Raw genomic sequence first — 23,521 nt, 5'->3', positions numbered from 1 at the left:
CCGTGGCTACATTCGATTCCATCGTCGTCGGCGAAGACTGGATCAGCGAGCACTACTTCACGACCGATTCTGTCAAAGAGTCGTTTCAGGGCAAGGTCCTCGAACTCCGCAAGTATTGGGATGCGGAGGCCAAGGAAGGCCGCAACACAGTGCGGCAGGCTTTCCTCGCCACATGCCGAGATCTCCATACTCGAATCGCTGCGTTGGCCGAAGATCCTGATGCCGCTACAGCAGCGCACGCCCTGATTCGCGAATCACTTGGCTTTGCAGGCACTCTCGTTCCCTTTCACGGCGAGCGGGCCGGAACAGAAGTTGATGTCCCCAACGCCGCACTGGCTGGCGTCGACCAGGTCCTGTTCTTGCAGGCCCGTCCTGTCGAATCGATCAACGATCTACTCGATCCCACGACCGGTCAGCTTATCGATCCGGCAATCGTTGAAAACAAGCAGCTTCGCGCCGTATCCAAGGCCGTATCAGAGGTGTTCCATACCGACGAACCGCCAGCATTCGTAGTAGTGCAAGCCGGCCAGTGGCTACTACTCGCCGAAGCTGAACGGTGGGCGGAAGGTCGCTACCTCGCAGTGGATCTCCTCGTCGTCGCAGAACGGCGTCACGAAGCGCGCGGCGGCGAAATCGACCGAGCACTAGCAATATTCGGCCGGCAGTCACTCGTCCCCGACGCTGACGGAAATATCTGGTGGACCGGCGTTCTCGAAGATTCCGTCAAGCACACGGTTGGAGTATCAAAGGATCTTCGCGAGGGCATTCGACTGTCCATCGAATTGATCGCCAACGACGTGGTGAACCGTCGCGCCGAGCAGAAGCTGACGCTCGACGGCATCAACGGGCAGGAACTCGCGAAGCACTCGCTTCGCTTCCTTTACCGAATTCTGTTCCTGCTGTACGCAGAGGCATCACCCGAGATGCGTGTGCTGCCTACCGGCGCACCCGAGTATGGCGAAGGCTATGGCCTGGATCGTTTGCGCGAGCTGACCCTCACGGAATTGGTCTCACCTCAGGCGCAGTCCGGAACCCACCTGTATGAGTCTCTCGCGACACTATTCCGTCTAGTAGACCGTGGCCATACCCCGCATGCTCCCGACCACGTCGCCGATGACCCAGCTCCAGGACTGGAGTTCAACAGCCTGCGCGCTGATCTCTTCTCCCCCAAGGCGACCGCGCTGATCGATGATGTCGGCTTGGGTAACGAGGCCACACAGAAAGTGCTTGAGCACCTACTTCTCTCCAAAGAGTCGAAAGGCCGCAAGGGCGCCGATCGTGGCTTCATCAGCTATGCCGAACTAGGTATCAACCAGCTCGGCGCTGTGTATGAGGGTTTGATGTCCTACACCGGCTTCTTCGCTGGGGAAGATCTTTACGAGGTCGCCAAGAACGGCGATTCTGAAAAGGGATCGTGGGTAGTGCCAGTTACGAAAGCAGACCACTTATCGAAGTCTGATTTCGTACTGACCAGTGAACCTGGGGAAGAACCAACCCCTGTCGTACACAAAGAAGGCAGCTTCGTCTTCCGTCTGGCTGGTCGCGAACGCCAGCAGTCAGCCTCGTATTACACCCCCGAGGTGTTGACGAAATTTGTTGTGTCGCAGGCCCTCGAAGAATTGCTGGATCAGAACGACACCCGCACTACCCCCGAGCAGATCCTGCAGTTCACCATCTGCGAGCCTGCTCTCGGTTCCGGAGCATTCGCCATCGAAGCGGTGCGCCAGCTAGCAGCTGAATACCTCAAACGTAAGCAGGAGGACCTTGGCAAGCGGATCGATGCCGATAAAGTTCCGTTTGAGCTGCAAAAAGTCAAGGCACACATCGCGCTCCACCAGGTGTATGGGGTGGACCTCAATGCTACGGCCGTGGAGCTGGCCGAGATCTCCCTCTGGCTCGACACAATGGTGGCCGGGTTGCAAGCGCCTTGGTTCGGTCTGCACCTACGCCGAGGCAACTCCCTGATCGGTGCAAGACGAGCGGTCTATTCACCGAGCCACCTTACCAAAAAGGCCTGGCTGACGACTGTCCCGAAAGACGTGCCACTTGGTGAGGAAATCGGGGCAGGAATCCATCACTTTCTGGTCCCATCACAAGGCTGGGGCGCCGTAGTCGACACTGCAGAAGCCAAAACCTATGCATCAGAGAAGCGTGAAGAACTGCGCCTGTGGCGCAATGCTATTCGAGGAAACCCCAGCAAGACGCTCGTGAAACGTCTCGGCGCGCTCGCCCAACGCGTCGAAACGCTGTGGGACTTCACGGCGAGGCGCTTGGAAATCGCCGAGGCCGAGATTCGCCGCGACATCGAGATCTGGGGTGCCGCAAAGACCGAGCGCAATCCTGCTGTGACGCGCGAACAAATTGAGACGGTCTTGAAGGATCCGAACGGCGCGTACCGGCGACTTCGTCGAGTGATGGACGCATGGTCTGCGCTCTGGTCCTGGCCGCTAACGTCGGAAATCGAAGCACCAGACTGGGATCAGTGGATCGGTGGCCTTGAAGCGATCCTGGGTACGCCCATTAGGGAATCAGCGAAGGAGAAGGCTGGCCAGCTCAATGTCTTTGCCGAGATGAGCTGGGTCGAGCTGGATGCAGCCGAATCCAATGAACTGCTATTCAGCGGGGCGAAGAAGTTTGATGATGCAACGCGTGAGTTTCCGTGGCTGACCGTCGCTGACGCGACCTCGAAGAGCCAAGGTTTCTTCCACTGGGAACTCGACTTCGCGCCGGTGTTCTTGAATGGCGGCTTCGACCTACAAGTGGGTAATCCGCCTTGGGTAAGACCCGACTGGGACGAAGCAGGGACACTCGCTGAGTTCGATCCTTGGTGGCAGCTATCCGAACGGCCCGCCGAGATCATCAAAAACAGCAAGCGTGTACAAACTCTTGCGATACCCGGGGCGATGACTGAGTACCTGAACGAACGGGCCAGGCAATCTGGGATCACAGAAAATCTTGGTTCAGCAGCCGACCGCCAGATACTCACGGGGCTACGCACTGACCTTTACCGCTGTTTTATGGAGCATTCGTGGAGGACCATGTCTGACCGCGGAATAGTCGGGTTCATACATCCCGATAGTCATTTCACCGAAGTCCGGGCGAACTGGTTAAGGCGAGAAACATATAAACGCCTGCGTCGGCACTGGCAATTTCGGAATGAACTAAAGCTATTTAGCGAAATTCAGCACACTCGACCATATGCGGTACACGTGTACGGACCTCCTTCCGACATTTCATTCCTTCAGGGTTCTTCGCTATACCACCCAGAAACTGTCACGCGGTCCCTTCTGCACGACGGATCGGGCGCAACACCTGGCGTAAAGGACGACAATGACAATTGGGATCTGCGACCGCATTCCGAACGCATCATTGCGGTGACCATCAGCGAGTTGGCAACTTGGGCAGCACTTATCGATGAATCCGGCACCAATGCCACCGACGCGAGAATGCTCTATCCAGTAAATGCAGCCAGCGCCGAGGTGCTAAACAAGATCGCCTCTACAACACGACTAGGCGACATTGACTTCGTATGGACATCTGGCTGGAATGAAACTACTGACCGCAAGCGGGGCTTTTTCGAATCCGCATCGCTCGTTCCTTCCCGTTGGGAGGACGTCATATTGCAAGGCCCTCACCTGACGGTCGCGACACCCCTCAATCAGGAACCAGACGCAAGTCCGGGACGAGAGCACCTCTACGTTCCACTCAACTTCGATACGATTGCTGCAAACTACATTCCTCGCACCAATTATCAAGTGGCTAAACCACACGATGAGTACCTCTCCGCATATCCAAAGTGGAACGAGTCTCCTAGCTCAAGCTACTTCCGGCTCGCCTGGCGAGCGATGGCTGACTCCGCGACGGTGCGTACGCTTCATGCTGCGCTGCTCCCGCCAGGTCCTGCGCACGTTCTCGGCCTTTTCTCACTCACGACGCCAAATCTACGAGACCTTGCTCTCGCTTCAGCTTTCAGTTCATCATTGGTTTCAGATTTTCTCATGAAAGTTACAGGAGTCGCCAATATCAAGATTGGAGTCCTTTCGAACATTCCTCATGTTCGAAATCACCCACTCGAAAATCAGCTAGTCCTGCGCACTCTCAGATTGAACTGTCAAGTACGCCCTCACGCAGAACTATGGGAACACCTATATACCCCACTGTGGCAACAAGATTCATGGGTGCCGCATACCGGTGTCGACTACTCGGGTCGAGCGCCGATCAGCTCAATCGTGCCAGAATGGGAATTGACGACACCTCTTCGTCGGGCGGCCGACCGCCGGCAGGCTCTGGTCGAGATTGACGCAATTGTCGCCATCATGCTCGGCATCACAATCGAGGAACTGCTGACGATCTATCGCACACAATTCCCGGTCCTTCAGAAGTACGAGCGCGACGCCCTCTATGACGCAACTGGACGCCAGCTTCCCGGAAAACTCGCATCGGAGTACCGAAAGAAGGGCTTCCTCAAGTCCGCAGATCTCACCGTCGATGGCGTGACCTACCAAGAACCGTTTGTCGGTGTTGACCGCGAGCACGACATGGCATTGGCACATAAGCACTTCAGCGATCTCCTTCTGTAACAGCCTGATCCACCACCTCACGCCGCATCGCATACTCGAAGGAACCAATCATGGGGGCACTGCTACCAACCCTGCAGGCCGAGCATCTGCGCGAGGGTCTCACCGACTACCTCGCGACCACATTCGCGCTCACCGATCCTGACGCGCAGGGAGCGCTGACGGACTTCATCGGTGATCCCGAAGGCGGCATGTTCAAGGGCCCCTATACGCGGCTGCGGCTACCATTTGCTCCTGCTGGCGGCAACTGGGGACTGCCGCTCGATTGGCGACCAGACGGGTTCACGCCATACGGTCACCAGGCCAAGGCCTTTGAACGGCTGTCAACCAAGTTCCAGGATCGGCCATTGCCCACCATGGTCACCACCGGAACAGGATCCGGCAAAACTGAAGCCTTCTTGTACCCGATAGTCGACCATATATTGCGCGCCAAGCAGGCCGGGATCACTGGCACCAAGGCCTTGATTCTGTATCCCATGAATGCACTGGCGAATGACCAGTCTGAACGTCTGGCTCGACTCATCACGAGCAATCCGGAGTTGGGAGCCGTCACGGCCGGTCTCTACACCGGCGAGCAGAAGACCGGCCGAACACAGGTATCGGAACACGGCCTGATCACCGATCGATCGATCATGCGTGACACCCCACCGGATATTCTGCTCACCAACTACAAGATGCTCGACCAGTTGCTGCTCCGCCCCGAGGACGCAGCAATGTGGCGGAAATCGGCAGAATCCTTGCAGTACATCGTCCTTGACGAGTTCCACACATACGACGGTGCTCAAGGCACGGACGTCGCGATGCTGCTTCGCCGACTCGGCCTCACAGTCAAGAGTTACTGGACCGAAGCGTCGAAGGCCACCGATGCCGACCGAGCGCGTCCGCTTGGCAAGATCACTCCCGTCGCGACGTCGGCGACCCTGGGATCCAAGTCTGATCCCACGTCGATGTTCAGCTTCGCGCACACCGTCTTCGGGGAAGAGTTCGACAGCGATTCCGTCATCGGCGAAACCCGCACGACTGCCAAGCAATGGCTCTCAGATCGGCGCCCCGATCTGGATCGACTCTTCAGACCGATCGACCCTCTTGTCGGCGATGCAGTTGACAAGATCGCCAAGGCAGTTGAAGAGGGTCGCGACACCGTCCCCGATATCAATCCTGTGATCGCCCGCGCAGTCCTGGCCGAATTGTTCGAACGGACTGACGGTTCCGATTCAGACCATGGCCTGACCGATGCGGATTTGAAGGTGATGAGCAACAAGGAGGACGTTCTCCAGCTAGTCAAATCGCACCCGCTACTTGCGGCAGTCCTCGAACATGCCACCGACGCAATCTCACTCGCAGATCTGGCAACGCGAGTCTTCACCGCGCCAACACTCGAGCGCGATGCTCACCGGGTCGCGGCGGCTCAGCAGAAGTTCCTCGACTATTTCTTCGCATTGCTGTCTCATATTCGGGCCGAGGTCGGTCCCAGCGCACTGAATATTGATGTCCACCTCTGGGTACGAGAACTCAGCAGAGTCGACCGCCTCGTTCACGCCACTGCCGGCTACCGCTGGTCAGACGACGGCACTGTCGCCGATCAACATGAATTGTTCCTGCCCGCCGTCTATTGCCGACACTGTGGGCGCTCCGGATGGGGTGCACGTCTCGCGCCGACAGGTACGGCCCTCGACGTCACCGACGAGGCAATACGCGCCGACCACGCAGCTGGCGCTTCTCGCTTCCGCGCATTGATCTCCGCACCTGCCGAGGCGCAGCTCCACACCGACAAAAACAAGATCGAAGGGCTCCGCTGGTTTCACATCGATGATCGCGAAATCCTCGACGCTGCACCCGACGCCGACAGTGACGATGCCCTCGACGCCCGCGCACTTCCGATCCTGACCCTCACTGGACCTGACGCAGATGAGCTGTCGAAGAAGGATGCGTGCCCGTCCTGCGGCGTCGACGACGGTATCCGATTCCTCGGTAGCGCTGTCGCAACACAACTCTCGGTGACCCTGTCGAACATGTTCGGTAACAAGGATCTCGACGCCGGCGAGAAGAAGGCGCTGATGTTCACCGACAGCGTCCAAGATGCAGCCCACCGCGCCGGATTCGTGCAATCCCGCTCACACAGCCTGAGCCTGCGTTCAACTCTGCGCGGAGCCCTCGGCCCCACACCGATCGATCTGACGGAGCTTACTCAGTCGGTGGTTGCACGGGCCGAGAACGATCCCACCCGTCGCTACCAGCTGCTTCCACCGGACATCGTCGATCGCGATGACTTCACAGCGTTCTGGAAGTCCGATGCACACCACAGTTCCCGCCGCGCTGCAGAACAAAAAGCCAAGCGCCGCTTGCAGTTCGACATCGATCTTGAATTCGGCTTGCAGTCCCGAACCGGTCGAACACTCGAGCTCACCGGAAGCGTGGTCGCTGAGGTCTATCTAGGTCTGCCTGGGCGGGCTGAAACACTCGGTCGTCTGGCTGTCGAAAACACCGAGCATCTGCAACTCGCACTCACTGACGCTGCAATTCCAGGCGAACAAGGCGGAATGTTCGTCGATCCCCGCGGTGAACAAGGGCGTCTAGGCGAAGCAGGACAACCAGAAATCGACCCGGTCGCCTTGGCCCGATGGGTACGCGGAACCGTCGAGCGCATCCGAACCCAGGGTGGTATCCGACACGAGTGGCTGCGCAGCTACCTGGAGAAGAACGCCAATCGATATCACGTCTGGGGCGGCCGACCCAAGGGTGAAGGAATGCCAGCGTTCCCGAAAGGCCGTCCAGCGCCTACCTTTCCAGCCTCCGGATCAGGGCCAGGTTCCCTTCCCGAGGGGTTCGACTCGATCACCGCACCGTCTTCGTGGTACGCAAAGTGGGCTTCCCAGTGCCTTGGTGTGTCTCCCTATGACGGAACGCATCTCGCCAAATCGCTGTTCACACTCCTGACCGAGCAGCGCATCCTGGATACCATCACCAGCGAAACCGGCCTCACCGTCTATGGGCTGCAGCCAACAATGGTGCAGGTATCGGCTCCCGATATCGAAGCGCTCCTTGACGGACAGCACCTTCTCGTCTGCGACGTATGCCAAGCACCAGTCCCCGGCAGCACCACAACAACCAAGGAAATGACGGGTGCACCTTGCCTATTGGTGCGCTGCCCCGGAACATTGCGCCGCTCAGCACGAACCGACAACTTCTACCGACGCCTCTACAGCTCAACCAAGATGAAACGCGTCGTCGCGCGCGAGCACACGTCGCTCCTACCCACCGCTACGCGCCTCGCGTATGAAACCGCATTCAAAAATGGCGGGGCAGATCCTCAAGCACCGAACGTTCTGGTCGCTACACCAACGTTGGAAATGGGTATTGACATCGGCGACCTGTCGACCGTCATGCTCGGGTCAATGCCCCGAACAGTCTCGTCGTACCTTCAGCGAGTCGGCCGCGCCGGCCGTCTGACCGGAAACTCACTTGTCCTGGCATACATACGCGGTCGAGGGGAACACCTACCCAAGCTGTTCGATCCGCTGTCTGTCATTCAGGGCGACGTCCGCCCACCCGCCACCTTCCTGCGTGCTGAAGAGATCCTGCAGCGTCAGTACGTCGCACACATCATCGACCGGTTTGCCCGCGATCCGCAGACCGTGGCACTCAAAGAAGCGCGAGCTGTCCTCGGCAGCTTCGACGACGGCACTTGGATGGCTAACCTCATCGCTATCGCAGACAGCGAAGCACCCGCGCTGACTGCAGAATTCCTCGGACAATTCGACGGGCTGCTCAGCGACGACGCCATCAGCGCCCTGCAGACGTGGGCAACGCCGGCAGCCGACGGCGGTCACAGCGAATTGGCTCTGCACCTTCAACAAACTGTCCATCGGTGGAACCGGGATCTGGCCGAGCTGACTACTCGGCGCGACACCGTCACCGAGCAGCTGCCAGAGTTCGAGCGCAGGTTCAATTCTCCAGCCGCCACAGAGGACGACCGCCGCGCACTGCGCACTGCGCAAGGGTCGATCAAGTTGCTGAGTGCACAGATTGTGTCCATGACCCTCGACTACTGGATCTCGGTACTCGAGCGCTACGGGGTTCTCCCCAACTACACACTCCTCGACGACAGCGTCACTTTGGACGTCGGCGTCACATGGATCGACGCCGACAGCTCGGCATTTATGAGTGACGAACTCAGTTACCAGCGCGGCTCCCGCGTCGCACTCACCGAGCTTGCCCCCGGCGCCACCTTCTACGCGCAGGGATTAGCCGTCAAGATCGATGCCGTCGATCTTGGTACCGGCGAATCCAATATCAACACTTGGCAGGTCTGTCCGCAGTGCGGGTGGGTTGCAATTACACCGGCGGGGGCTACTCTCGCCCCTATCGCGTCGTGCCTTCGTTGTCAGAGCACTGCAATCGTTGACGTCAGTCAACGCTTGCAAGTGGTCGAGATGACGCGTGTATCTGCGGAAGTGCGTCGTGACGAAGCCACAATCAACGACGGTCGGGACAATCGTCATCAGGAACCGTTCACCGTCACTGTGGCGGCCGATATCGACCCCGCTCAGGTTGGTCGATCTTGGTACGTCACCGACCGAGATTTCGGCGCAGAGTATCTGCGCCGCATGGATATTCGTTGGCTCAACCTCGGCAAACGTACCTCACAGGGCAAGCAGCGCATCATCGCTGGACAAGAATCACACACCGGCCTTTTCCGTGTGTGCGCGGCATGCGGGCAGCTCGACGGCAAGGCCGGAACCAACAACCAGTTCGAGCATCGCACCTGGTGCCGGTTGAGGAAGGCAAAGAACGAGGACGTTCGCGAGATCGCGCTGTCGCGTACTTTGCGAACTCAGGGTGTGCTGCTGCACTTGCCTCCGGAGCTCGAATACGACACCTTCGCGCACCCAAGCTTGAGTGCCGCAATGCTTCTCGGACTCCGACAGGTCATTGGCGGTTCTCCCGAACACCTTGACGTGGTCACCATCAGCGACGCTCTCCGCGCGCCAGACCGCCGAGCGCTTCTGATTCACGACACGGTTCCCGGAGGCACAGGCTATCTCGCGGAGTTCGCCGATCCGAACAAAGTATGGGAAGTTCTGGTCGCAGCCCGAAAGGTGGTGCGCGAATGCCCTTGCCGCGAGGAAGATCGTCTCGCTTGCCACCGCTGTTTGCTCCCCTTCGCAGCGCCGTACGAGATGGACAAGGTCTCGCGCATGACGGCTCTGACGGTCCTCGACAAGATCCTCGATGTGGAGGGCCGACGCGCCCAGCCCGACATCGACGACTGGCTGACCTCGCTCACTGAGAATGCACCACCCCCGCCTCCCGCCAGCGACGAGTCGCACCTCGAAAAGGACTTCTACACTTCCTTCATCGGACGCCTTCGCGGGATGGGCGCAACAGTGGTCGAAAAGCCTGGTACCTACGGGCCGTCTGCAACAATCACGTTGCAAGGCAAGCCTGTTCGCCGGTGGTCGTTGACCCCGCAGGTGCAGAAGGGATTTGTCCTGCCTGACTTCATGCTGACCTCTTCCGACACATCTATCCCGGAGATCGCTCTTTTCGCTGACGGTCGCCGCTATCACGCATCGCCTCAACACAACCGCGTGACCGACGACGCCGGTAAACGCGCCGGGCTCCGCGAATCAGGACACATCGTCTGGTCGTTCGGGCACGAGGATCTACAACGGTTCAAGAACAACGACGAGTACGAGCCCTCATGGTTGAACAGCAAGTCGACACAGTTCGCGACGAAGAGCTTCAATTTGAAGCCCGGACTACTGCGACTCCTCACCAAAGACCCCATTTCTCAGCTACTGGCGTTTGTCGCCGACCCTGACCTCGATTCGTGGACTGCGTTGAGCCGATCCATGCCGTACCTGTTTCTGCGGACTGACAATCGGGTTCAGTCGACCGCAGAATCGATGCTGGCTTCTGCGCTCGCTGCACTTGACGGAGGGAAACCCTTCTCGATCTCGGGCACGGATATCTGCTGGTCGTTGACCGAAGGCCCGTTGGCTGTGACAGTCGCAGTGACGTCGCGTGCCGACAAATCTGCGACTGCAGTTCTTGCTTTGGACGACCGTAACGACGCGCTCGAAGCCCATGAAGGTCGTGCGTGGAAAGAATGGCTGCGTCTCTCGAACTGGCTCGGACTAGCAGGCCGGCACCAGATCACGACTCGCACATTGCTGGACGGTGCACCTATCGCAGCACCGATTACATCGGCACCGGAGCCCGAGCAGTTGTCACCGATCTGGCAGAAGGCCTTGCACAACGCGGTTTCCGAAGCTGAGCGCAGTTTGGTTCACGCCCTCGGCACTGCAGCTCCGACCCTGACACCACCTGAACTCGGGTACGAGACAGATGAGGGCGAGGTACTCGACCTCGCGTGGCATTCCAGCCGAGTCGGCGTGGTGTTCGAGCATGACGACGACGTGGCCAATACGATTACCGAAGCAGGGTGGACACTGTGCTCACCCGAGGTGGCATCCATCTTGGAAGCATTGAAGACGAGCGGGGAGTTCTGACGTGGCACATCTGGTTATCGCATCGAACAACAAGGCGATGCGAAAGCTCGACCGGTCCGTCAAAGCCAAGGTGATGGACTTCATCGAGAAGCTCAACACAGACGACACCGGCTCGGGCCTGCACATCGAACCGATCCAGGCCTCCAAAGATCCTCGCGTGCGCACGGCCCGCGTCGACAAGCACTACCGCGCAATCTTGTTCAAGGTGGAGGACAAACTCGGCGACACCACCTACATCTACATGGGCACTTGGCCGCATGATGAGGCGAATGGCCTTGCCGAGCGGTCAGTCCTACGGGTCAATCCCGTCAACGGTGTGCTCGAAGGCATCATTGGCGAACTCGACGGCGTGGATGACCGGAAGAAGCTGGTCGCTGTCCCCGACCCAGATGGCACCCTCAAGAAGATCAAGCCCGCTGCGCCGCTGGCGAGGTACCTCGAGGGTCTCGGTTTCGCCCTCGACGATCTCAAAACACGCTTGGGCCTCGACCCGGAAATCTCAGAACTCGCATTCGAAGCATCCAGCCAAGATGCCGTATTCGAAATCGCACAAAACGCAGTGGCCTGGCAGGGCAGCGCTCTCACCGACCTCATCACCGGCATCAGTATCGAAGACATCCGTGCAAAGCACGGCCTCGACGAAGCTGCACTACCTGACGAGAACCTCGACGAAGACGAGCAGATCCTCGAAGCTCTTAAGCACCCGGCGTCTCAGCTGCAGTTCGCATTCATCGAAGACAACGAGGAGCTGCGTCGGGTCATCGAGAGTGGTGACTTCGGTGCTTGGCGAACCTTCCTCCACCCGGAACAGCGAAAGTACGCGGACGCGAACCAGAATGGCTCGTTCCGTCTGTCCGGCGGCGCCGGCACCGGCAAGACCGTCGTCGCCATCCACCGAGCACGGAAGCTGGCACGGCAGAACCCCAAAGCCAGGATCATCCTCACTACGTACAACAAGACATTGGCGATGGGACTCGAAAGCGATCTCAAGGCGCTTGATCCCGGCGTCGACATTGCGACGAAGCCCGGTGCAGTCGGTGTTTACGTGAAAGGCGTCGATGCACTCGCCAAGGCGGTACTCGATCAGGCCGACAACGTAGACGAGGCGTGCGAGGCAGTTCTTGGTGCCAGCGTCGATACGCGCGGACGTAACCGCTCTGACAAAGTTTGGCGCGAAGTTATCGAGACTGTCGACAGTGGCCTCGACGCTAACCTGGCGACTCCCTCGTTCCTCGAAGACGAGTACGTAGCGGTTGTACTCGCAAACAAAGTCACGACACTCGAGCAGTACGCAAAGGTAGCGCGGCCGGGACGCGGTGTGCGCCTCACTCGTCCGCAACGCATCGCAGTCTGGAAGCTGGTCGAGGGGTACCGCCGCCACAACCGGATGGAAGGGGCCATCAGTTTCCCCGAAGTCTTGGCACTCGCCGCAGAATCCTTGCGCCTCTCTCACGAAGCTGGCAAACGTCGACTCGCCGACCACGTCCTCGTTGACGAGGCCCAGGATCTCCATGCCACACACTGGGCACTGCTCCGCGCATTGGTCGACGAAGGACCGAATGATCTCTTCATTGCAGAAGATTCACATCAGCGAATCTATGGACGCCCGGTAGTTCTGGGTCGACTCGGAATCAAGATTGTCGGCCGCTCGCGACGACTGACTCTCAACTACCGCACTACGGCGCAGAACTTGAATTTTGCTGTCGGCATCCTGGCTGGCGCTGAATACAAGGACCTCGAGACAGGTGCCGAGTCAACTGCCGAATACCGCTCGGCTCGCAGCGGACCGGTACCGCAGCTGATCGAATGCAACGACCAGACAGAGGAACTCGACAAAGTCGCCCAGCACGTCTATGAGTGGATCGAAGACGGACTCGATCCCGAGACCATTGCTGTGCTCACCCGAAGCCAGGACGATCGAGCACGCTTCGTCCGCGCGTTGGGCGAGCGAAGCGTTGAGGCGCGCGCCTTGGACAACAATCCCCCTACGCCAGGGTTCGTTCAGGTTCTAACCATGCACCGATCCAAAGGCATGGAGTTCTCACGGGTGGTACTCGCGAGTGTCGATGATGCCCACGTGCCGTCTGCCGCATCGCTGCGCGCGGTAGCGCCGGAGGATCGTGACGAAGCGATGCTGCGGGAGCGTTCATTGCTCTACGTTGCTTCGAGCCGGGCCCGAGACGAACTGATCGTCACTTGGAGCGGTAAGAGGTCCGAGCTGTTGGGCAAGACGAAGAAGTAGTTCTTTGGTCTGATAGAGGCAACCGGATGGTTCGTGCACGACGCGGGGTGAATCTTCATACCGGTAACCCGACTGCGGATGCACGAACCCCCAAGTGGGGTGCCAGCGACGTTGCCGTCGCCAACCCATCAGATCCCACTTTCCGACGATCCACACGCAGACAACATGCCCCTGCAAAAGTGTGCGCATGGTGCGGATCGACCAGCAATGTCGGGAGGCGAGAACCGCTGCGGTGCGTACGTTGCCTCAACTTCGAATCTGTCATCGCGAATGCACATCGTTACTTAGCTGAACATGCACTCCGACCGCTCAACGCGTCAGAGGAGTCGGAGAGCGACGAAGAGCTCAAGGTTCGCCGGAATGCGCTGAGCGCTCAGCGTCAACTCAATGCCGCCAAGAAGTCTCCGGCGAAAAAACCGGCGAAGCAAAGCATCCAACCAAAAGCCAAGAAACGGAAGAACCCGAACCGCAAGCGGAATGTTCCGCAACCGAAGTACCTGCAGTAATCTGACAGCAATCATCCAGTATCCCCAGTGAAGTGAAAGCAGCTGTGCATCACCCATGTCCCTGATCGCCTGGCTCGATACGTCCGCTGAAGAAGAACGACGCATGCGTGAACTGGTTGCGCTCTTCAGCGAACCCGGAACCCTCGACAATCTCGGTATCGGTCAGATCCGAGACGGACTCGCAGACCTCCTGTTCCCCGGAATCTCCACAGTCCAGACGCGGGCCCGCTATCTGGTCCTGATTCCGTGGACATTCCAACGAGCAGCGCTGCGCAAATCAGGTGCAGCGCTGGTCAAAGCTGCAGACCGGGAACAACGCGAGGTACTGCTCGCACTCCGCGAGGCCGGCCACACTCAGGGGCTGATCGGACGGGTCGCCGGCGCAGCGGTGCGGGTACTCCCCTCCGCGATCTACTGGAATGCACTGCAGACCTACAGGATCCTTCGCCACGACACCCGCCCACAGCACCTGCCACAGTCGCGCAAGGGGGAGCCAAATGACGACGAGATGCACGACACCTCACCGTGGTCGACGCTCCCTCTGCCTGAGTCATTCCCCGCGGATGTGACAGACCAGGGCTTTGATCTCTCTGTGGCGGAGGCCAACTGGCTTCGCGAGCGGATCGTCGTGACCTGCGACAGTTCCTTGCTCGCGCATTTACTGAGCCAACCGACGATGCCTGACCTCGACGTCGACTACCTCTGGGATCTCGATCTGGAATCAGCACCGCAAGAACTTCACGACCTCGTTGAAGACACCGAGCTGTTCTCGCTGGCCCTGCACGGTGCGTCACTGCTCTACAACTTGATGGTTGGCGAAGCGTATGAGCGTCATGAGTTGACAAGCGTGGAGGCACCCGCGCAGCGATACCGTAGCGAACTCTCTCAGTGGAGCGAGCAGTACTGGAATCATCCGCTTGCACCGAAATGGGACCGGTCACGGTTGTGGAGCCGTTTCCCGGCAATATCACCGCGAACGCGGCAATTTGTCGAAACCTGGATCAACGGTATCAACGATCTTGGAGCGGGAACTCCGGCAGATTCCGTCGATCTGCGAAGACTAGTCAGCGATCGCGAGTTTCAGAACAAGGGCGCGCAGTCACGTCTGACCAATGAGAAACAACTGCGACTCTGGCAGGGTGCGTCCGGGGCAAGCCGACTCCAATTCCGTTGGCCACAAGCATCACAAATACTCAGCGATATTTCCGAAGGACTGAACAATGCTGGCGCCTGACGAACGAGCCACTCTGGTCGATCAACTGCGGCCACCGGCCGGCTCGCGGCTCGATCATTTGGTGGGAACCACATTCACCCTCGATCTACAGTCCGCACTAGTACCTGCACTCGCCTTTGCGTCACCGTCCCATGCGACGGATCCCCTTGCAATGCTGGCGTCTATCCGCATCTGCGCCAACGCTATCGACATATTCCATCAAGCCGGACACATTCGAGTTCCTGAGCGAACGAATGCACTCATGGCCTTCCTCGAGCCCGCAGTCCATGCTGTGCGCAGCAGACCAGGGACACTCTTTCACCCCAAGATCTGGTTGGCCAAGTACATTGATGACGAAGACGCGGTCAGTTTCCGACTCCTCGTTCAGAGCCGAAACCTGACGCGGGACAATTCCTGGGACATGGTTGTGGCACTCGACGGCACTATGGGGAGCGCGCGAAACAAGACCAACAGGCCGCTGAGGGCATTGCTTCAATACCTAGCTGACGATGCCACTGTCTCGCCGTTGGAGCCGACTCGACGCGGACGTGTGCATGCATTGGCCGACGACGTCAGGTTTGCCGAGTGGACTGCGCCGGAGGGACTCTCGGATATCGCCTTCCACCTGTTCGGCGTGCCAGGCCATAAACCATCACCAAACTTCGAAGGCACACGGCACCTCGCCATTTCACCGTTCCTGGGCGACGACGGCTTCGACACTGTGATTCCGGGTGAACGGGTACTCGCGAATGTCATCAGCCGCGCAGAATCCTTGGAACAGCTCCGCCCAGACACCCTGAGCTGGTTCGAGGCGTCGTACGTGCTCAACTCTGACGCAGGAATTCCTGATCCCGAATCAGACTCGGCAAATGTCCTGGGCGGTTTACACGCTAAGGCCTTTGTAGTTGAATACAACCACTCGGCAAGACTTTTCATCGGTTCTGCAAATGCAACCGCTGCGGCATTCAGCAAAAACGTCGAGATTCTGGTCGAAATGACCGGCGCAAAAAAGAAATTCGGGATCAATGCCATGCTTAGCAGCGGCGGACTCGGACCCATCATCAGCCCGTACGAAGCCACCGGTGGCGCAGAACCGGATGAAGCCGATGCCGTTCGCCGTGAACTCGACAAGACCTTACGAGCTGTTGCATCAACTCCGTTCACCGCGACGGTCCAACCGGCCGGAGAATTCTTCGATTTGCTGATCGAAACTGCTGTAGCCATACAACTTCCCGATGGTTACACCGCCACGATCGAACTGACCACCCGCCCCGGATCGGCAGTTACCATGACGGCCGACAAACCCGTTGACTTCATCAGTCCCGGGCTGACGCTGGTCGACATCACGCAGTTCCTCGCAGTTCGTGTCACCGAACCTGGCGGATCGAGCGGCGGCACAGTGGTTGTTGCCAACCTGATCAACGAGCCCGACGAGCGCCTCGACGAAATCCTTGCATCGCAGCTGAAGAAGCCCGAGGATGTTTTGCGCTTTATTGCGCTAATGCTGTCCATCTCCAATGGCGGGGACAGTGCAGGCGGAGCATTCGACCAGATGATCCGCGGTCAAGACTCCCAATCCGGACCGCTCCCCGGCATTCTCGAATCACTCCTACTCGCTCTGGCGACGGCCCCGGCCGTCCTCACCGATATGGACGGCTTCATTCGCCGACTCCATCGCGACGACACACGTCGCGACCTGCTGCCTCCAGGATTCTCCGCACTTTGGACGGATATTTACTCTGCCGCAACGGTTCTGAATCGGAGAAACGCATGAACAAGGAATTCCGCGCCGAAACAATACTCTCCGGACTACGCGACTTTCAGCGGGACACCGTTGACCATGTATTCGAGCAGTTCTACAAACCGGATCCCAGTCGCCACTTCCTCGTCGCAGACGAAACTGGACTCGGCAAGTCGATGGTGGCGCGCGGAATCATTGCGCGCACAATTGAACACCTTCAACAAGGCCCGCCCGGTACCGAGATCAACATCGTGTACATCTGCTCCAACATCGACCTCGCGCGACAGAATCTCGAACGTCTCAATGTCACCGACAACAAAGACATCACACACACCAGCCGGTTGACACTGCTCGCCACTCACAACCGCAGACTGGACTCCGTAGAAGACAACCTGCGCGTACCCGTCAATCTTGTTTCACTGACTCCGGATACATCATTCAAGACGGGACTAAGGACCGGCCGTTCCGATGAGAGGCAACTGCTGTTTCTGTTGCTCGATCGCGAGTTCCAGTTCTCAGCCACCCAACGCGTGGCTGCGCTGACGATCCTGCAGGGTTCCGTCGCTTCCTTCGATACCTTCGAAAGGGACGTCGCAGTTTTCGAGGAGAAATTCGGCGATTCGATTGATCCGTCGATCTTGGAAGCGTTTGTTGCCACGATTAACGCCGGCGAACCGTCCATCGCCGACAGGTTGTTCGACCTGATGAAAAAGCCGATCAACGATCCCGGTCGAAACTCCGCCATCACGACCCTCATTGCAGATTTGCGGTACGAACTTGCTCATGCCAGCGTAAATTCACTGGCGCCCGATCTTGTGATCATGGACGAGTTTCAGCGGTTCACAGAGTTGATGGACGAGACGACGTCCGCCGGCGAACTTGCGCGCCATCTGTTCGGTCACCACGGGACACGGGTACTTCTTCTGTCTGCAACGCCATACAAGCCTTATACCGAGGCCGACGATTCCGGTGCCGATCACTACTCCGATTTCACCAAGACGATTGATTTCCTCGCTGATGGTTCGAAGCTGGTGAAATCCAGTGACGTCATGGCGCTGCTAGAGCAGTTCCGCAATGCCGTTATCGAGGATCGCGAAGCCACGCAAACGATGTCAAACCTACGAAACCTCCTCTTGTCCTTGATGTGTCGCGTGGAACGCCCGGCGAATTCAGCCAACACAATGGTTCGGGAACGCAGGTCCACGATCTCTGGAATCGAACCTCGAGAATTACTCGGGTACGCGGCCCTGCGCCGCCTCGCCAGGGAACTCGACGCCCAGTTCAGCGTGGACTACTGGAAGTCCGTTCCCTACTTCGTCAACTTCATGAGCAACTATCAGTTCGGTCGGAAGTACGCTACAACCGTCGGCAGTAGCGAGTCGCGTTTACTCGACATCAGCAGAGTCGACGCCGCTGCTGTCAGACAGTTCGCTGAGATCGAAGCGGGCAACGCTCGGACTCGAAATTTCCGCGACGATACCGTCGATACGGGCTGGGAAAAACTGCTGTGGATCCCGCCCAGCCTTCCGTACCTGACCCCCGGCGGTCCGTTTGCTGATCCCAATCTGGCACAGATAACGAAGCGACTGGTGTTCTCCAGCTGGTCGTCAACTCCTCCCGCCCTCGCATCAATTCTGAGTTATCACGCGGAACATCGCTTGATGCAAGGATATTCCTCGGTAGTTCCCAATGATCCAGATAGTCTGCGGGCCATCGGTTCACCACTCGAATACCGCGGATCCAATCCACAGATGACCACGCTTGCCCTGTTCTGGCCGATGCCACACCTCGCAACAATGTCGGATCCACTGACCCTTGCTCGAGACCACGTCGACCCGGTTGATACCGTGTCATTCGAAGCCACTGTGGCGGAGCGACTTCAGCCGATTATTCCGCGTGGTCGCGAAACATCGACTGCGACTGGGGCACAACACTTCTATTGGTCGTGGCCGATGCATATCGATCGAGAGCAATTCGACGTGTTCGATTTCAGCTCGGACGATCAAGGATGGCTCCGCAATGTCTTACAGTCGCACCATGACTCAGATGCCGAGGCAACTGACGAGGCAACTAAACTCGATCCATTCCTGACCCTCGCCGAGAGCACCACAACGCTGACCGACGGTCGGATACCGCCCGATCTCGTCGAGGTTACTGCCAAACTGGCGGCGCACTCTCCGGCGAACTGCGCGTGGCGGTCGCTGAAACGATTACGGATTGCCCCAGGCGTTGCAGAAGGCGACATCTGGGGAGCTGCTGCCACTATCGCGTCAGGACTCCGATCAACGTTCAATCGTTGGCAATCCGCAGTGCTTCTGCGGCGGCTCTATCCGGACTTACCGTATTGGCGACAGGTTCTGCAGTACTGCGCCGACGGTAATCTCCAAGCAGTCCTCGACGAATTTCTCGGACAATTGATGCCGACCCACGACAGTGAGCCTCTCGACGTCGATCAGATCTACGCCATCGCTAATTCTGCAGCCGAAGCGATGTCACTTCGAGTGGGTCAGAGCCTGTCGCACGACCCCATAGACGAAGCCGATAACATCCGCTTCCGAACTCACCTTGCCGTACAGTACGGCGGTAAATCCGAGAGCGACGAGTCGTTTCGACCGGCCCTTATTCGCCATGCATTCAACAGTCCGTTCTGGCCGTTCATCGTCATCTCAACCAGCGCCGGCCAAGAGGGAATCGACTTCCACCCTTGGTGTCATCATGTGGTGCATTGGAATACACCGTCGAACCCCGTTGACTTCGAACAACGCGACGGTCGCGTCAACCGGTTCCGCGGCCATGCTGTGCGGCGCAACCTAGTCGAGCGCCACCGGATCAGCATTTTGGGTGCTCACGACGTCCACCCCTGGACGGCCGCATACGCCATCCCGGACGAAGAACTCGGCGGACTGGTACCGGATTGGATCTACTCTGGATCTCACAAGGTGATTCGCGAACTGATGCCCTATGAGTTGAGCATCGACGGCCCTCGACTGGAGAAATCCAAAGCCGGAGTTGCCCTCTACCGCCTGGCATTTGGGCAACCGCGACAAGAAGACCTGATCGAACTACTCCAGCATCGGGATGTAGACGCCGAAGCAGCCGCCGCAATGCGACTGGACCTCACTCCACCGTCTCGAGAAACAAATCGAGGTCAATCATCCACTTCGACACCGTAGCCGACAGCCATAGCACCGAGTCCGTGGTTATGCCCCTGACCTACTGCCCGAAGCCGCCAAACATTTCCGCGGCGGTAGATCTCGGCGAGAACCATGGTCCGCTCGACCGTTCCGAGATCGAGCACAAATGTGGCAAATGTTCCGTCGGAACCATCAATGCTGACCGAGACTGCTCCTAAGTCGCCGAACGTCTTGTCACCATCGACTGCTGCTGCGATGACAACACGTTGACATTCCGCAGGTAAAGAGTCGAGATCTGCACGGACACTCTGCTCACTGTCACCGTCGACGGAGAGCTCGACTGCGCCGTCCTCATCCACGGTGTTGTTGTAGAAGACGAAATCTTGATCCGAATCGACCTTGTTGGTTCCGTCAAGGAGAAAGGCAACCACATCGACGTCGAATTCGTCTCCAACGTTTTCTGCCCGCCACGCAACATTGATCGACCACGACGACTGAGCGGCAGGAAGATCGACGACCTCGCCACGCATCAAAATCGGTGCAGACAAGCGTGATTCGAGCCTCATGTGGGCGGGAACTACACCCGAGACCAACGCCTCGTTGACGTCGGATTCCGTGATCTTAGGAAGCCCTCGATCCGTGACCCTCGCCATCCGCTTGTCGGATTCACCGCCTTCCAACACTAAAACCTCGGTGACCGCGGTTGTGAAGTTGAGAGACGGACGAGCACCGAGCTGCAGGATGCGCGACCGCATGATCACACCGTCGAGATGGGTACCGCCGAGAATCAGAACGCGACGCCCCTGCCACGCCTTCGCCTTGCGATTCGCGAGCGGGGATGCAGTCGCGATCGATGATGGCCGTACCCCGGAGGTCGATTCGTCGGGACGAGGTTGCGCAGATACGATCATCTCCGGCACCAGAACCACCTCGCGCTGGACCTCGACTTCCGGCGCTGTCGTCGTGTCAGGCACGGGTTCAACAGTGCTCACTCCCACGGAAGCGCCCTCAATCTTGATCTCACCCGGCACTGCACGTTCCAACAAGTGCTCCAACTGCTGCTCCGAGATCACGGGAATTCCATCCGACTCGGCCTTACGTACTTTCGAGCTTTGAGATGCAGTGTTGTCACACACCAGAACACTCGTCTGTCGGCTCACGGTATTTGTGAACTCGAATCCCGCGTCGGTGAGGCGGGCAGCCAGCGTAGCCCGGGGTGCGGATGTCGGACCACTGATCGCTATCTTCATTCCTTGGACCAGGCCGTGAGTCAGATCGAGGCGTCCGGGGTTGGTGAATGACGACGGCACTCGCTTGATCTCGCGAGAGTGGACCGTGGCCCGGCGGTCCTTACACCCCACCACTGGAAGCGGAAGTTGCAGCGTTTCCGCGAGAGATGCGCTCCTGCCGAAGACCTCGACGAGTACCCGTGCATCGTCGTAGGCGTCGTGCGCATTGACCTGTTCTATCTTCCAATACTCGGCCAGTGTTGCGAGCCTGTGATTGGGTACGTCGAGCTCCAGGCGTCGCGAGAGCGCCAAAGTACACAGCCGCTTCTCGATCGGGGTGCCAAAACCTGCGCGTTGAAACTCTGCGTCGAGGAACCCATAGTCGAATGACGCATTGTGCGCCACCATTGTTCGGCCGGACAACAGTTCGCCGAACTCGTCAGCGATGTCCTCGAAACGAGGCGCGCCAGCCAGGCGGTCTGGAGTGAGATTATGTACGTGGACAGGTCCGGGATCGCAACCGGGATCAAGCAGCGTTGAAAATTCCCGCTCGACCGATCCGTCTTCGCGCAATACCAGCGCGGCAATACTCAGTACGCGATGCGACGCAGCCCGCATTCCCGACGTCTCGACATCCAGAACAACCCAGCTGTGATCAGCAGGCAGCCGATGGCCCCCTGCTAGGCGTATCGCGCTTGTCACTGAAATACCTCCGTCGGAAAGAGCGAACCGATTGACAATGCGTCGATTCTCATCGACATCATCCCTGAACCGTCCGACAGATCCTATTACGCAACACCCAAACGATTTGCCTCCGTCGGGAATGACAATTTGACAAGAGCATCCGCACGGCAAGGTCTCCGAGCTTCTTACTGAGCTCGGATTCAGGCGATTTGTCGGACGCCGATTCAGATAGCGGTCCGATTTCGGAGCTCGACAGGTTCGGTGCAAGGGTCTTGCTCCTCGGCCCGCGTACAAGAAACACGAATTGACCCAGCCATATCCGGCTCGCCGGTGTCGAATCGGCTGCTGACACATAGATCAACTACTGCTCACCAACTATGAGCACAGGAGGGGTGCGCTCAGCACACCCCTAAATGACACAATGAGAGCAACCCGCCCAAACATCCAGTAAAAGTTGGTGCAACCGGGATCTGGCCGCTCAATCGACGGCGGTGAAACCCTTCGCCCGATCTTTGTCGACCGACGTCCACAGCGTCGTCGACAGTTCGGCCTTCACCAGCGGGATAACCTCTTCCGCAAATCGGCGCAGGGTGTCCTTCTGATGCTCGAAGTCGAGCACGTGATTGACCGACACCGATTGGAAATCGTGGCCGTAGCTCTGGTGGTAATCGATGATCTTCTCGGCGACCCGCTCCGAAGACCCGACCAACGCCGGCCCGCGGTCGACGGCCTCTTCGATGGTCCGGAAACTCGTCGACTTCCCGACAGCTTTGGGATCGTGCTTGCGTTTGTCGGCCTGCGCAACGGCGCCTTCGTAGATCGGACGGAACTCTTCGATGGCCTGCTCGGTCGTGTCGGCGAGGAACAATCCGCCCGAACCCGAACCGACATACGCCTTGGCCGGGTCATGTCCGTACGCCAGGTACTGCTCGCGGTAGTGGTCGATCAGCACTTTGTAGTTCTCACGAGGCTGGAAGGCGTTGGCGGTGACGATGGGGTCGCCCCACTTCGCCGCGAGTTCGACGGCCTCGAACGAGGTAGCCGATCCGTGCCAGATACGGAACGGGCCGTCGAAAGGACGCGGTAGCGTCGTCGCGTCCTCGAGCGAAGGCCGGTGCGTTCCCACCCACTTGACGTTTTCCTCGCTGATCAGCAGTTTGAGGAGTTCGTAGTTCTCGGTGAGGTACTCGTACTGCTTGGCGATGTCGAGACCGAGGAGCGGGTATTGAAGAACCTCGTTGCCCTTGCCGATCACGATCTCGAGGCGTCCCCGGCTGAGTTGATCGATGGTTCCGAAATCTTCGGCGACTCGGATCGGATCAAGTAGCGAAAGGACCGTGACACCTGTCGACAGCAGGATTCTGTCCGTGGCCTGCGCAATCGCCCCCAAAACGACGGTTGGCGCCGACGAAAGAACCGGCCCGGCATGGCGCTCACCCACCGAGAACGAATCGATACCCAGTTCTTCGGCGAGAACCGCCAGTTCGACGACGCGGTTGAGCCGATCGGACGGGGCAACTTCCTCGCCGGTCACTGGATGGGGTGGGTTGAAAATGATGTCCAGAACCTGAAAACGCATGACCCGTCTTTCTCGATAACCGCACAGCGCGCCTGTCCCTCGGAGGCTAGTGCGTGACTGCTCGACGGATCAGCCAACCGACGACGCTCCCAACGCAACCA

General features: G+C 58.6%; 8 protein-coding genes. 6 read left to right on the top strand and 2 right to left on the bottom strand.

The genetic code is table 11. The features are described from left to right. The first annotated feature begins 2 nt into the window (after positions 1-2). The 6 genes from P3G66_RS25895 to P3G66_RS25870 all read left to right on the top strand — a co-directional run bounded on the left by P3G66_RS25895 (position 3) and on the right by P3G66_RS25870 (position 19,967). Positions 3-4,580, top strand: coding sequence for a DNA methyltransferase (locus P3G66_RS25895; protein WP_276117318.1), 4,578 nt, complete (start codon positions 3-5; stop codon positions 4,578-4,580). A gap of 50 nt (positions 4,581-4,630) precedes the next feature. Beyond that, a complete protein-coding gene (locus P3G66_RS25890; RefSeq protein WP_276117317.1) occupies positions 4,631-11,092 on the top strand; it encodes a DEAD/DEAH box helicase in 6,462 nt (2,153 codons plus the stop codon). Position 11,093: 1 nt separating this feature from the next. Further along, entirely contained in the window at positions 11,094-13,334 is a 2,241-nt protein-coding gene (locus P3G66_RS25885) for a 3'-5' exonuclease (protein WP_276117316.1), read from the top strand. Positions 13,335-13,895: 561 nt separating this feature from the next. Beyond that, the gene (locus P3G66_RS25880; protein ID WP_276117315.1) at positions 13,896-15,074 is read left to right on the top strand and encodes a DUF6361 family protein; all 1,179 of its coding nucleotides are present in this window, start codon (positions 13,896-13,898) and stop codon (positions 15,072-15,074) included. Beyond that, positions 15,061-16,827, top strand: a complete 1,767-nt coding sequence (locus P3G66_RS25875) for a phospholipase D family protein (protein WP_276117314.1) — start codon at positions 15,061-15,063, stop codon at positions 16,825-16,827. Before P3G66_RS25880 ends, P3G66_RS25875 begins: the two co-directional genes overlap by 14 nt. Continuing rightward, the gene (locus P3G66_RS25870) at positions 16,824-19,967 is read left to right on the top strand and encodes a helicase-related protein (RefSeq protein ID WP_276117313.1); all 3,144 of its coding nucleotides are present in this window, start codon (positions 16,824-16,826) and stop codon (positions 19,965-19,967) included. The genes P3G66_RS25875 and P3G66_RS25870 overlap by 4 nt, the downstream gene beginning before the upstream one ends. On the opposite strand, the gene P3G66_RS25865 is transcribed toward P3G66_RS25870, so the two are convergent. Both P3G66_RS25865 and P3G66_RS25860 read right to left on the bottom strand, forming a co-directional pair. Beyond that, entirely contained in the window at positions 19,943-21,859 is a 1,917-nt protein-coding gene (locus P3G66_RS25865) for a TerD family protein (protein ID WP_276117312.1), read from the bottom strand. The genes P3G66_RS25870 and P3G66_RS25865 overlap by 25 nt on opposite strands. A gap of 460 nt (positions 21,860-22,319) precedes the next feature. Continuing rightward, entirely contained in the window at positions 22,320-23,420 is a 1,101-nt protein-coding gene (locus P3G66_RS25860; protein WP_276117311.1) for an LLM class flavin-dependent oxidoreductase, read from the bottom strand. Positions 23,421-23,521 lie beyond the last annotated feature (101 nt).

Origin of the sequence: Rhodococcus sp. C3V, from assembly GCF_029269915.1 — a bacterium.
In the GTDB taxonomy this organism is placed as follows: Bacteria; Actinomycetota; Actinomycetes; order Mycobacteriales; family Mycobacteriaceae; genus Rhodococcus_F; species Rhodococcus_F qingshengii.
The sequence above is the reverse complement of the archived record's forward strand: the minus strand, read 5'-3'. Positions and strand labels throughout refer to the sequence as shown.

Bases quoted from the DNA above. Each gene is read 5' to 3' on its own strand.
- P3G66_RS25860 (WP_276117311.1), bottom strand. From the start codon at position 23,420: ATGCGTTTTCAGGTTCTGGACATCATTTTCAACCCACCCCATCCAGTG.
- P3G66_RS25890 (WP_276117317.1), top strand. From the start codon at position 4,631: ATGGGGGCACTGCTACCAACCCTGCAGGCCGAGCATCTGCGCGAGGGT.
- P3G66_RS25870 (WP_276117313.1), top strand. From the start codon at position 16,824: ATGAACAAGGAATTCCGCGCCGAAACAATACTCTCCGGACTACGCGAC.
- P3G66_RS25875 (WP_276117314.1), top strand. From the start codon at position 15,061: ATGCTGGCGCCTGACGAACGAGCCACTCTGGTCGATCAACTGCGGCCA.
- P3G66_RS25880 (WP_276117315.1), top strand. From the start codon at position 13,896: ATGTCCCTGATCGCCTGGCTCGATACGTCCGCTGAAGAAGAACGACGC.